This window comes from Arthrobacter sp. MDT1-48-3, assembly GCF_054511015.1.
In genome coordinates, this window is record NZ_JBTNDL010000001.1 from 297,045 (window position 1) to 309,396 (window position 12,352).

General features: G+C 69.8%; 10 protein-coding genes. 2 read left to right on the forward strand and 8 right to left on the reverse strand.

Going from position 1 to position 12,352, the window contains the following annotated elements; genetic code table 11:
- Nucleotides 1–229: 229 nt before the first annotated feature.
- Nucleotides 230–2,014, forward strand: coding sequence for an N-acetylglutaminylglutamine amidotransferase (locus ACX80L_RS01495; RefSeq protein WP_459287229.1), 1,785 nt, complete (start codon nt 230–232; stop codon nt 2,012–2,014).
- Nucleotides 2,015–2,032: 18 nt separating this feature from the next.
- Here the strand turns inward: ACX80L_RS01495 and ACX80L_RS01500 are convergent, their stop codons facing one another.
- The 6 genes from ACX80L_RS01500 to ACX80L_RS01525 all read right to left on the reverse strand — a co-directional run bounded on the left by ACX80L_RS01500 (nt 2,033) and on the right by ACX80L_RS01525 (nt 9,656).
- Nucleotides 2,033–2,779, reverse strand: coding sequence for an ANTAR domain-containing protein (locus ACX80L_RS01500; RefSeq protein WP_133081062.1), 747 nt, complete (start codon nt 2,777–2,779; stop codon nt 2,033–2,035).
- A gap of 158 nt (nt 2,780–2,937) precedes the next feature.
- Entirely contained in the window at nt 2,938–3,336 is a 399-nt protein-coding gene (locus tag ACX80L_RS01505) for a DUF779 domain-containing protein (protein ID WP_459287231.1), read from the reverse strand.
- Nucleotides 3,337–3,344: 8 nt separating this feature from the next.
- Nucleotides 3,345–4,868 carry an acetaldehyde dehydrogenase ExaC gene (gene exaC, locus ACX80L_RS01510; RefSeq protein ID WP_133081064.1) on the reverse strand — a complete coding sequence of 508 codons (1,524 nt, stop codon included), beginning with the start codon at nt 4,866–4,868 and terminating at the stop codon, nt 3,345–3,347.
- Between the two features lie 130 nt (nt 4,869–4,998).
- On the reverse strand, nt 4,999–6,621 hold the full coding sequence (locus ACX80L_RS01515) for a M23 family metallopeptidase (protein WP_459287233.1): 1,623 nt from the start codon (nt 6,619–6,621) through the stop codon (nt 4,999–5,001).
- A 198-nt stretch (nt 6,622–6,819) separates the two neighbouring features.
- Nucleotides 6,820–8,172: a GAF domain-containing protein gene (locus tag ACX80L_RS01520; protein WP_459287235.1), complete on the reverse strand. Its 1,353-nt coding sequence runs from the start codon at nt 8,170–8,172 to the stop codon at nt 6,820–6,822.
- 62 nt (nt 8,173–8,234) lie between these two features.
- Nucleotides 8,235–9,656: an FAD-dependent oxidoreductase gene (locus ACX80L_RS01525; protein WP_459287237.1), complete on the reverse strand. Its 1,422-nt coding sequence runs from the start codon at nt 9,654–9,656 to the stop codon at nt 8,235–8,237.
- Nucleotides 9,657–9,848: 192 nt separating this feature from the next.
- Here ACX80L_RS01525 and rarD point away from each other — a divergent pair, with 192 nt between their 5' ends.
- Nucleotides 9,849–10,811 carry an EamA family transporter RarD gene (gene rarD / locus ACX80L_RS01530; RefSeq protein WP_459287239.1) on the forward strand — a complete coding sequence of 321 codons (963 nt, stop codon included), beginning with the start codon at nt 9,849–9,851 and terminating at the stop codon, nt 10,809–10,811.
- Here rarD and ACX80L_RS01535 read toward each other — a convergent pair.
- Nucleotides 10,732–11,361, reverse strand: a complete 630-nt coding sequence (locus ACX80L_RS01535; RefSeq protein WP_459287241.1) for a MarR family winged helix-turn-helix transcriptional regulator — start codon at nt 11,359–11,361, stop codon at nt 10,732–10,734. The genes rarD and ACX80L_RS01535 overlap by 80 nt on opposite strands.
- Nucleotides 11,362–11,491: 130 nt before the next feature.
- The gene (locus tag ACX80L_RS01540; protein ID WP_459287244.1) at nt 11,492–12,334 is read right to left on the reverse strand and encodes a universal stress protein; all 843 of its coding nucleotides are present in this window, start codon (nt 12,332–12,334) and stop codon (nt 11,492–11,494) included.
- Nucleotides 12,335–12,352: the final 18 nt, after the last annotated feature.

Genomic DNA, 12,352 nt, shown 5'->3' on the forward strand with positions numbered 1-12,352 from the left:
CGCAATCTTCCCGACCGTCCACCATCCCCCGGATGGTAGACCGAAGGCATGCTTCGCAATCCGGTCGAGGCGCGCGGCGACCCCTCTGGGGGAGGCGGCGGCGCAGCGGGAGCCGCCACCCTCCGACGAGCCGGAGGGTGTGCACCGCGCTTCCGACGATGACCGGTTTCCGGATCAGCTCCGCACCCCGTGGAGCCCGAGTACAGGACGCGGACGACGTGGAGGACGAATGTGTGGGATCGCCGGTGAGATAGCCTTCCGGGGTGCTCGTGCGGAGCAGGAACCCGTGGCGCGCATGACGGCCGCGATGGCGTCGCGGGGCCCGGACGGGCACGGGAGCTGGACCAACGGCCGGGTCGCCCTGGGACACCGGCGCCTCACCGTCATCGACCTCTCCGAGGCGGGCGCCCAGCCCATGCACGACCCCGGCTCGGGCCTGACCATCGTCTTCAACGGCTGCATCTACAACTACCCGGAGCTCAGGGCCGAACTCGGCGGCGACACTGTCTTCTCCTCCACGAGCGACACCGAAGTCATCCTGCGCGCGTACCAGCGCTGGGACGAGGACTTCGTGGACCACCTCGTGGGGATGTTCGCCGTCGCCGTCGTGGACGAGCGCCGCGAGCGCGTCGTGATGGCGCGGGACCGCCTCGGCATCAAACCCCTCTACATCGCGGAACTGCCGGGACGGCTGCGCTTCGCCTCCACCCTCCCAGCCCTCGTGGCCGGCGGCGGTGTGGACACCTCCATCGACGAGGTGGCGCTCCACCACTACCTGAGCTGGCACTCCATCGTCCCCGCCCCGCGGACCATCCTGCGGGGTGTCCGCAAGCTGCCTCCCGCGACCGTCCGGGTGATCGACGCCGATGGCGGCCAGCGCGACCGCGTGTACTGGAAGCCCGACTACGTGCGTGACCCCGGCAAGGCGGACTGGAGCGCCGGCGACTGGCAGGACGCGCTGCACGAGTCCCTGACCACCGCCGTCCGGCGCCGGCTCGTCTCGGACGTGCCCGTGGGCGTGCTGCTGTCCGGCGGCGTCGACTCGAGCCTCATCGTGGCGCTGCTCGCCGAACTCGGGCAGGAGGGACTGAGCACCTTCAGCATCGGCTTCGACGGCGCGGGCGGGGAGGAGGGCGACGAGTTCCGGTACTCGGACCTCGTCGCCGAGAAGTACGGGACGCGTCACCACCGCATCTCCATCGCAGGCTCGGAGCTCGTGCCGGCCATCGAGGACACGATCGGTGCGATGACCGAGCCCATGGGCACCCAGGACGTGACGGGGTTCTATCTCCTCTCGAAGACGGTCTCGGAGCACATCAAGGTGGTGCAGTCCGGGCAGGGCGCGGACGAGGTGTTCGCCGGGTACGCCTACCACCAGCCCGCCGGGACGGCAACCCGGAGGGAGGCGCTCGATGCCTTCCGCGGCGCATTCCTCGACCGCACGCACGAACAGATCGCCGACGTCGTCGAGCCCGAATGGTACACGGACACCGACGTGAGCCGCGCGCTGCTGGAGGCACACCTCGACGCTCCCGGCGCCGACACCGCACTCGACGCCGTCCTGCGGCTCGACACCCACCTGTTGCTGGTCGACGACCCCGTGAAGCGCGTGGACAGCATGACGATGGCGTGGGGGCTCGAGGCCCGCGTCCCCTTCCTCGACCAGGACCTCGTCACCCTCGCCGCGCAGTGCCCGCCCGAGTTCAAGGCCACGCAGGGCGGGAAGGGCATCCTCAAGGACATCGCCCGGCAGGTCATCCCGCCCGAGGTGATCGACAGGCCCAAGGGCTACTTCCCCGTCCCACCCGTCAAGTATCTGGCCGAACCGCTGCTCACGACCGTGCGCGAGGCCCTCCGGGCCCCCGAGGCGAAGGACCGCGGGCTCTTCCGCGCCGACTACGTCGACCTCCTGCTGGACGAGCCGAACGGACACTACAGCCCGGGCGGCAACAACATGCTGTGGCAGCTCGGCGTGCTGGAGCTCTGGCTCCAGCGGCACGGCATCACGGGGTGACGGCACGGAGGCGGCCCGTCAGCTCCTGCCCTTCCGGCGTGCCGGGAAATTGCCCGTGTTCGCCAGCTCGTCGGCCACGGACAGCAGTTTGAGGTTCATCTCGGTGGACACCCTCACCAGCATGATGAACGCCTGCCCCGCGGTGATGCCGTACCTCTCCATGAGGATGCCCTTGGCCTGGCCGATCAGGTCACGGGTGGCGATGGCGTCCTTGAACTGGTGGAGCTTCTGCGCGTCGGCGAAGGCGACCGCTGCATGGGACGCCACCAGCCGGCCCACGTAGTCCGATTCCTCCGTGAAGGCGTGCGGGGCGCGGCCGATCAGGTTGAGCGCCCCGAGGTTGTCGCCCTCGACGAAGAGCTGGAAGGACAACATGCTGCCCGCGCCCGCCCGGACCGCCTTCGTGGAGAACTCCGGCCACCGGCTCTCGGTACGCAGGTCGGGCACCCGGACGGTCTGCTCGTCGTACACCGCGCTCATGCACGGCCCTTCGCCGGTCCGTTCCTGGAGTTCGTCGATCGCCCGCGCGAGATCTCCCGACGGTGCGCGGGACTCGACCCGGCGGCGCGCCATGACGAGCGTGATCGATCCTTCGTCGGCGCCGGGTACGAGGCTGATCGCGGCGCGCACCAGGTGCTCGAGCACGGCATCCTCGGAGTCCTCCTGCTGCAGGGACCGCGCCAGGTCGCTCAGCCGACCGGCGACGTCGTCGTGCGGGGCGACCCAGGGCCCGCGATGCTCCCCTTGCCCGTCGTCCGTGATCATGGAAGTCTCCCCTGCCTGCAGCGGCACCGCGTCCGGGCCGGACGGGCTGCCCGGCGGTGGCCCGCGGAACCCCACCGTACCAGTGACCTGCGTCGTGGCAGCGGGTGTCGATGCCTGAGGGGTACGGACAGGGGCCCGGGTTCCCGGGCCCCTGTCCGTCACGGCTGGGCCATCAGCCTCGAGCGGATGAGGAACCGTTTGCCCTCCGGTGCCTCGACCGAGAAGCCGCTCCCCCGTCCGGGCACCACGTCGACCGTCAGGTGCGTGTGGCGCCAGTACTCGAACTGCTCACGGGACATCCAGAACTCGATGAGGCGAGGCTCGTCGCCGACGGTCGAGATGTCCAGGACGCCGAGCAGCACGTCCGCCTCCGCCGTGATGAACTCCCCGGCCGGGTAGCACATCGGCGACGAGCCGTCGCAGCACCCGCCGGACTGGTGGAACATCAACGGCCCGTGGATGAGCCACAGCTTCTCCAGCAGCTCGACGGCGCTGTTCGTCAGCGCCACCCGGGAGGAGGTCTCCCCCGGGAGGGTCACCGAGGCTTCGACGGTCATCGCATCTCCTAGAAGAAGCCGAGCTTGGATTCCGAGTAGCTCACCAGCAGGTTCTTGGTCTGCTGGTAGTGATCGAGCATCATGGCGTGGTTCTCACGTCCGATGCCCGAGGACTTGTAGCCGCCGAACGCAGCTCCTGCCGGATAGGCGTGGTAGTTGTTCACCCACACGCGACCCGCCTGGATCTCCCTCCCGGCACGGTAGGCGACATTCCCGTTCCGGGACCACACGCCGGCGCCGAGTCCGTACAGGGTGTCGTTGGCGATCTCCATGGCCTCCGCGTAGTCCTCGAAGCGCGTCACCGACACCACCGGGCCGAAGATCTCCTCCTGGAACACCCGCATGCTGTTGGTGCCCTCGAACACGGTGGGCTTCACGTAGTAGCCCTCGGCGAGGTCGCCGTCGAGGATGTTCCGCTCGCCGCCGATCAGGACCTTCGCGCCCTCCTGCGTGCCGATGTCCATGTAGGACAGGATCTTCTCGAGCTGGTCGTTGGAGGCCTGCGCGCCGACCTGCGTGTCGGTGTCGAGCGGATTGCCCTGGACCATCTTCTCCACGCGGGCGATCGCGTCGGCCATGAACGAGTCGTAGATGGAGCCCTGCACGAGCGCGCGGGACGGGCACGTGCAGACCTCGCCCTGGTTCAGCGCGAAGAGCGCGAAGCCCTCGAGCGCCTTGTCGTAGAACGAGTCGTTGCTGTCCGCGACGTCCGAGAAGAAGATGTTGGGGCTCTTGCCCCCGAGTTCCAGTGTGACCGGGATCAGGTTCTGGCTCGCGTACTGGCTGATCAGCCGGCCCGTCGTCGTCTCGCCGGTGAACGCGATCTTGCGGATGCGCTTGCTCGAGGCGAGCGGCTTGCCGGCCTCGACGCCGAATCCGTTGACCACGTTCACGACGCCCGCGGGGAGGATGTCGCTGATCAGCTCCATCAGGACGAGGATGGACGACGGCGTCTGCTCGGCAGGCTTGAGCACGACGGCGTTGCCGGCGGCGATCGCGGGTGCGAGCTTCCAGGTCGCCATGAGGATCGGGAAGTTCCAGGGGATGATCTGCCCGACGACGCCGAGCGGCTCGTGGTAGTGGTACGCCGTCATGTCCTCGTCCAGCTGGGACAGGTGGCCTTCCTGCGCGCGGATGGCGCTGGCGAAGTAGCGGAAGTGGTCGATGGCGAGGGGCATGTCAGCAGCGAGCGTCTCACGGACGGGCTTGCCGTTGTCCCACGTCTCTGCCACCGCGAGCATCTCGAGGTTCTCCTCCATGCGGTCCGCGATGCGGTTGAGGACCGAGGCCCGCTCGGCGACGGAGGTCTTGCCCCAGGCGGGAGCGGCCTTGTGCGCTGCGTCGAGGGCCAGTTCGATGTCTTCCGCCGTGCCGCGTGCCACCTCGCAAAAGGCCTTGCCGGTGACCGGCGAGATGTTCTCGAAGTACTGGCCCTTGATGGGTGGAGCCCATTCGCCGCCGATCCAGTTCTCGTACCTCGGCTTGAAACTGACCTTCGATCCGTCCTGGCCAGGCTGGGCGTAAACAGTCATTGTCCAACTCCTTGAACTCCGTGTGTGCAGGACGTCGTCGTCCCTGCTGCACACACTAGGAGCCCGGTGGTTGCATCAACGTTGCATACCCCGCGAGGTCGCCGGGGCAGCGTCCAGGTGGCCCGTCCGCCTAGCCCTGTTCGCGCGTCGGTACCGCCGCGATCCCAGGCACGGGCCCATGCGCCGGATCGGCAGGCGTCGCCGGATCGGCGTCCTCGCACGTCGTCGCCTCGGGTTGAGCGCCGGCGCCGGTTCCCTGGGCGGGGACGGACGGCAGCAGCGCGGGCGCGGTGCCGGTGGGTTCCGTCACGGGAGCGGGGTCCGAGCCGGGCGCCGGCTCCCCCGGTTCCGTCGGATCGGTATCGCACGAAGGGTCCGGCGTAGGTGTCGGCGTCGGTGTCGGCGTCGGGACAGGCGTCGGAGTCGCACTCGGAGTCGGGCTCGGCGTCGGGACAGGCGTCGGAGTCGCACTCGGGGTCGCACTCGGCGTCGGGACAGGTGTCGGGGTCGCACTCGGGGTCGCACTCGGCGTCGGGACAGGTGTCGGGGTCGCACTCGGTGTCGCACTCGGCGTCGGATCGGGTGTCGGGCTCGGCGTGGCACCCGGGTTCGGCTTCCCGCTCGGACCCGGTGACGGCGTGGCACTCGGGGACGGCGTGGACGTCCCGCCCGGAGACGGCGTGGCACTCGGGGACGGCGTGGACGTCCCGCCCGGAGACGGCGTGGCCCCCGGCGTCGATCCGGGCGCGGGCTTCTGGGGCGCGGTGGAACCGGGAGTGGGCGCCGGCTTCGGCGTGGTGCCGGGCCTGGAGACTCCGTTCCCGGGAGTGGAGGGCGCCGTGCCGGACGGATCCGCCGGCGCACCGGGGCCCGTCGGGGTACCCGGCTCCAGGCCGTCGGTCCCTCCCGACGGGGCGGATGCGGCTGGTCGCGGGTAGGCGCCGGCCGTCGGCACGGGCTCGCCGGAGCGGGTGAAGGATTGCGCCCATGCCGGCATCGGGGCGGCAGCGCTGGTGCCCGGCGTGTAGTCCGTCAGTTCACCTCGGGGTGCTCCGTGCCCGATGGGGACGAGCTGCCACCGCACGGGGTCCACATGCTCGCCGTCCAGGATCGTCTCGAAGTGCAGGTGGCAGCCGGTCGAGGATCCCGTCGTCCCGATCGCGGCGATCGGGTCACCGCCGTCGACGGCGTCGCCCAGGGCGACCGAGATGCCCTGCAGGTGGTTGTAGGTGGTGATGAGACCGTTGCCGTGGTCGACCTCGACCCGGTTGCCGCCTCCCCACTGGTGCCAGCCGACGGCCCGGACGGTGCCGGCATCGGCTGCGTAGACCGGCGTGCCGCACGGCGCGGAGAAGTCCTGACCGGTGTGGAACTCTCCGTGCTCCCCGGTGATGGGGCTCGTGCGGAAGCCGAAGGAGGAGCTCGGGGTCAGCGCGTCGAGGGGCGAGAAGAGGGTGCCGGCCATCGGACGCTTCGCACTGGAGGTCGTCGAGACGACGACCTCCTCGTCCGCGCTGACCTCGGCGCCGTCCGCGGCCTCGGGGAGCGGCATGGCCGGATCGAGGGCGTCGAGGCCGCCGAAGGGCGACAACAGGTAGGGCCCGACGACTCCCGTCGGTAGTGCATCATCGTGCAGCGCAGCGCTGGACCGGTGAGCCGCCGTGTCGGACACGGCCGACGCCGCTTCCCAGGACTGCGGGACGACGCCCTGGAATCCGACGAAGCACACGACCATGGCCAGGCTTGCCTTCATCTTCGTCCGGGAGGAGCGAGTAATCCGCCCCGGCACACGCGGTGTCCCACGGTGCTTTCCAGCCTGCGTCACGAGAATCCTCTGGTAGAAGCGGTCCTTCCGGTGGCGGATCCGACGGGCGTCACTGCCCGCAGTCCCGACCACCAAGGACAACGGTAGCCGGACGGTCCCGGGTCCGCGACGATTCGTTGCGATTCGCTAACAAAATTTGGGAGAACTTGAGCCAACGGACAGCGGGGCGGACAACTCCGCCTCGAGCCACTCCACGTGCGCGACGACCGCTGCCCGCCTCGGCGAACGCCGGGGCAGGACGCGCAGCGCGCATTGCCACGCCTCGATGTCGTACTCGGCCTCGGCGAGCGCCAGGTACTGCAGCACGGTGTCGGGGGCGCCGTCGTTGAGGACGGCGTCCCGCAGGAGCGTCGACACCTCGCCGCGCAGGCGCGTGACCGCCGGCGCCTGCGACCGCGGAAGGACGGCTCCCCGGTAGATCCCGAGTGCCATGCGGTGCGCTCCCCGGTGCAGGTAGTTCAGCACCTGCACGGCATCCACCACCAGTTCCGCGGCAAGCCGGTAGGGCCTGGACTGCGGCACGATCGCACCACCGTGATTCGCCAGCACCCGGCGCAGTCGCAGCATCTCGGCGCGAACCGTGGTGCCGGACGCATCCTCCGGATAGGCCATCGTCGCGATCTGGTCCGCAGTGAGGCCCTCCGGATGCAACGCGAGCAGCGTCAGCAGTTCGGCGTGGCGCAGACTGAGGTCCAGCGGGGACCCACCGGCGTGGACGATGCCGTGGTCAGTGCCCAGGATCTGGAGGCTGTTGCGGTACAGGGCTGCCGGCGTCCGGGCCGGCCGGTGCCGCTTCGTCCCGGTCAGCCGGCTCTGCAGCCGGTGGATGCTCAGGTGGGCCTCGGCCGCGGCGACCGCGGCCTCCACGAGGGACAGGGTGTGCACGGCGACCGCCTCGGCCGTGCCGGTGATGTCGATGACGCCCAGGACGGTCCCGGAGTCGGGGTCGTGCAGGGGCACCGCCGTGCAGCTCCAGGGGTGGGCCTGGACGTTGAAATGTTCGGCACCCGCGATCTGCACGCTCCGCTCCAGGGCCAGGGCGGTCCCGGGCGCACTCGTGCCGACCGCCGCCTCGGACCAGTCGGCGCCCGCCATGAACAGCATGCCTTCGGCGCGGCGCCGGAGTTCGCGGTCGCCGTCGACCCAGAGGAGCCTGCCGTTCTCGTCCCCGACCGCGACGAGCATCCCCGCGTCGAGGCTCGGCCGTACCAGGAGGCGGTCGAGAACGGGCATGACCGCGGCGAGCGGATGGGCCTGGCGGTACGCCTCGAGCTCCTCCTCGGAGCAGAACAGCCGGGCACCTGCCGTGGCGGGGTTCGGCAGGAAGGTGAGGGACCTCAGCCAGGAGTCGTGCACGATGCCGCGGAGGTTGTCCTCGACACCGGCACCGCGTCCGAGGGCTTCGTGCGCCGCGACGGCGTTCCGCTGCACGACGTCGGCAGGTAGCTCCGCTGAGGAGATCGAACGGGACGGCGACATCGGCACTCCGCTTCGTGACCTGTCCTGCGGGGCAGCGCAGGACAGGTCACAGTGTAGCGGGCCTACTGACCGCGGGAAATGGCCACCATGTCCTCGCGGGGGACGAGCTTCACCCGCTCGCGCACGAGCTCGGCGTTGCCCGAGGTGTTGACGAAATTCGCCCCCAGCTTCATCTCGTGCGCGTCCAGCTTCAGCCAGCCGTCCCAGGTGGTGTAGTGCACGCCGCGTTCCTCGAGCAGGTTGATGATGGCGTCCTCGGACGGGTCCTCCGCCGGGGGCAGGTTGAGCCGGTCCTCGAGGAGGAACCCGATGGTCTCCAGGGCGTCGCCCTTCGTGTGGCCGATCAGGCCCACGGGCCCGCGCTTGATCCAGCCGGTGGCGTAGATGCCCGGCACGGGGTGGCCGTCCTCGTCGATGACGCGGCCGCCCTCGTTGGGGATGACCCCGCGCTTGTCGTCGAAGCCGACCTCCGGCAGTTCGGAACCGAAGTAGCCGATGGCGCGGTAGACGGCCTGTACGGGGTAGTCGAGGAACTCACCGGTTCCGCGGACGTTGCCGTCCCCGGTCAGCTCCGTGCGCTCGAACTTCATGCCCGCGACCTTGCCGGGCGTCTCCGGTGCGTCGTAGACCTCGACGGGCGAGTGCAGGAAGTGCAGGTGCAGGCGCCGCGACGCGCCCGTCGACTCGTCCTCCACCAGCCAGTTGGTGAGGGTCTTGACCATCGTCTTGGTCTGGTTGTTCGAGGCGATCTGCTCCTCGGAGCCCGCGTCGAAGTCGAAGTCCTCGGGGTAGAGGACGATGTCGACGTCGCGCGAGTGGGAGAGCTCCCGCAGTTCCAGCGGCGTGAATTTCACCTGGGCGGGCCCGCGACGGCCGAAGACGTGGACATCGGTCACGGGTGAGGCCTTCAGTCCCTGGTAGACGTTCTCCGGGATCTCGGTGGAGAGGAGGTCGTCGGCGTGCTTGGACAGGATACGGGCGACGTCGAGGGCGACGTTGCCGTTGCCGATCACGGCGATCTCCTTCGCGTCCAGCGGCCAGTCGCGGCTGACGTCCGGGTGTCCGTCGTACCAGGACACGAAGTCCGCTCCGCCGAAGGAGCCCTCGAGGTCGATCCCCGGGATGTCCAGGTCCGCGTCGCGGATGGCACCGGTGGCGAAGATCACGGCGTCGTAGAAACGGCGGAAGTCCGACAGGGTCAGGTCACGCCCGTAGTTGATGTTGCCGAGGAAGCGGATGTCGCCGCGGTCCAGCACCTTGTGGAGGGCGTTCACGATCCCCTTGATGCGTGGGTGGTCAGGAGCAACCCCGTAGCGGATCAGGCCGTAGGGTGCCGGGTACTGGTCGAAGAGGTCGATGCTGACGGCGAAATCGCCGCCCTGGACCTCGTTCGACTTCGTCAGGATGTCGGCGGCGTAGACGCCTGCCGGACCGGCGCCGATGATCGCGACCCGCAGCGGTCGCGCCGCAGCTGAGGTAGACACTGATTTGCCTTCTTCCCGGTGGAAAAGCTCCTGGTGGACAGCGTGGCGCGAATAAGCGCACACTTCCCTATTCTAAATGCCGCACCACGGCGCGGACTAACTTCGTGGCCGGGATCTCGTCCGGCCGCCGTCGTCCCCTCCCCGCTGCCGGTGGGTGGGAATAAAGCCCGGAACCGGCCGGTTCACGACCTCGTGAGCGGAACAGGTGTACCGACCAGACGTCCGGCGAGGAGCGAGAACTCCGTGGGCGTGCTCTTCGGCATCGGCGCCTACGGTTTGTGGGGTCTGCTTCCGCTGTACTTCCTCGTCCTGGCGCCGGCGGGCCCGGTCGAGATCGTGGCCAACCGCGTGGTCTGGTCCCTGATCTTCTGTGCGCTCCTGCTGACGGCCCTGCGGTCCTGGCGGCCGGTGCTCACGGCCCTTCGCACGCCGCGCATCGTCGGCACACTGGCCGTCGCAGCGCTGCTCATCGCCGTCAACTGGCTGGTCTACACCTACGGGGTCACGACGGGACAGGCCATCGAGGCCTCCCTCGGCTACTTCATCAATCCCATCGTCTCCGTCCTGCTGGGCGTGATCGTGCTCCGCGAGAAGCTCCGGCCCCTGCAGTGGACCGCGATCGGCATGGGCGTCCTCGCCGTGATCGTCCTGGCCGTCGGGTACGGCGCCGTCCCGTGGATCGCCCTCACCCTGGCCTTCTCGTTCGGCCTGTACGGATTCGTCAAGAAGAAGGTCGGCTCGCGCGTCGACGCCGTGACCAGCCTCAGCATCGAGACGGTGGTCCTCGCGCCGATCGCCGCGGGTGTCATGATCTGGCTCGACGTGACGGGCGCGGCGACCCTCACGACCGAGGGCACCGCCCACTTCTGGATCATGGTCGCCTCGGGCGTCATCACCGCGGTGCCCCTGATCTTCTTCGGCGCCGCCGCGCGACGCCTGCCGCTGACCACGATCGGGCTCCTGCAGTACCTCGCCCCCGTGCTCCAGTTCCTGCTCGCACTGCTGGTCCTCGGTGAGGACATGCCCTTCGAACGATGGATCGGCTTCGGCCTCGTCTGGGTGGGCCTCGTCCTCCTCACCGTGGACATGCTGAGGACCGTGCGCCGCCAGCCACGGCGGGCGGGAGCACCCGAACCGGCGGTGACGGTGGCCTGACGGCGCCCTGCTCCCGGATTCCACCCCGGGAACCGGCATCGGCGGGTCCGTAGGCCGGTCGCTCGAGCCGCTCCGGGAGTTCCGCAGCGAGATAGGCCGCGTTGAAGCGGGACAGCAGGGCCACCAGGTCGACGACGTCGACCTGGTCCCAGCCCTCGAGCTGCCGCCGGAAGTCGCGCCGTCGGCGCGCCCGTGCAGCGTCCACGCGCCGGTGTCCCTCGTCCGTCAGCACCACCGGTCGGGATCGTTCGTCGTCGTCCGTCATCCCGCGCTCGAGGAGGCCGAGCCTGTGCAGCGCCGCCACGTGTCCGCTGACCGCCGGCTTCCCCATGCCCAGAGATGCCGCCAGGTCGGTCACCCGGCAGGGACCCAGCATGCGCACCGCGGCCAGCACGCTGTAGGCGGCCGGCTCCATCGCGGCATCGATGCCACGAGCCAGCGCCCAGCACACCTGCTGCTCGCTGCGGCACATCGCCGCGGCCTTCTCCTCGACGACGTCGAGCGCGGCGCGGCGCGCAGCGCTTCCTGCGGGCGTGCGATGTCCGTCCATGGCCGAATCCTAGGCACGCAGAGCAGCGCCGGGACAGGAATCCCGCAGCATTACCCATCATTACTCCGCGCGATCGCTCCGCCGTCCACGCGCCCGTCGCGCCCTCCACGGGACGGAGGGATCGCGCGGGTCAGCTCGGGGTACGGACCCAGTCGCGGGGCACCACGACCATGGGCACCGGCAGCGCGCGGAGCATCTTGTTCGCCGTCGCGCCGAGGAAGATCTGGCGGTGCTGCGCGAGGCGGCTCGACCCCACGATGACGAGCTCGCCCGCGTCCCATTCGATGTCGTCGATGGCCTCTTCGATCGTCCGGCCGTGCGCCACGATGATCGATGCCTCGGAGCCTCCCGGCAACCGCTCGACGGCGCGCGCCAGCACCGAATGCGCATGCTGATGCGCCTTGTTGATCGCCTCCCCCGAATCGGAGGGCTCGTGCACGTCCAGTGCGACGAGTGACACGAGGCGAAGGGGCAGGCCACGCCGGGCAGCGGACTCGACGGCGACGTCGAGCACGCCCTCGGCACCTGCCCTCGTCCCGACGGCGCAGGTCATCCGGGTGAATTCGGCGCGGTGCCGGTAGCCACGTGGCGCGAGCGCGACGGGGACGTGCGAACTGTGCAGGACGGCGTTGGCGACGCTGCCCACGGTGTAGCGGCGCAGCAGGCCGTTGGTCGAGGCGCCGATCACGATCAGGCCGGCATCGACGTCGTGCGCCGTCTCCAGCAGGCCCTGCGCGAAGGAGTCCGCGAGGCGGACGTGCGTGGTGACCTCGACGCCGTCGGGCACACTGTCCCTCGCACGGTCGAGTGCCTCCTGGGCACGCCGGCTCCCGGGGGCCGCACTGCCGTCCTGGGGCCAGTCGAGAACGGTGACCAGGTCGATCCCCGCCGACTGCGTGAGCGCGAGCGAGGTGGCGAGTTCGAGGGCGTCCTGCCCACGGTCGTTCTCGGTGTAGCCGACGACGTAGCGCACGGGGGCTCCTCCTCGGTG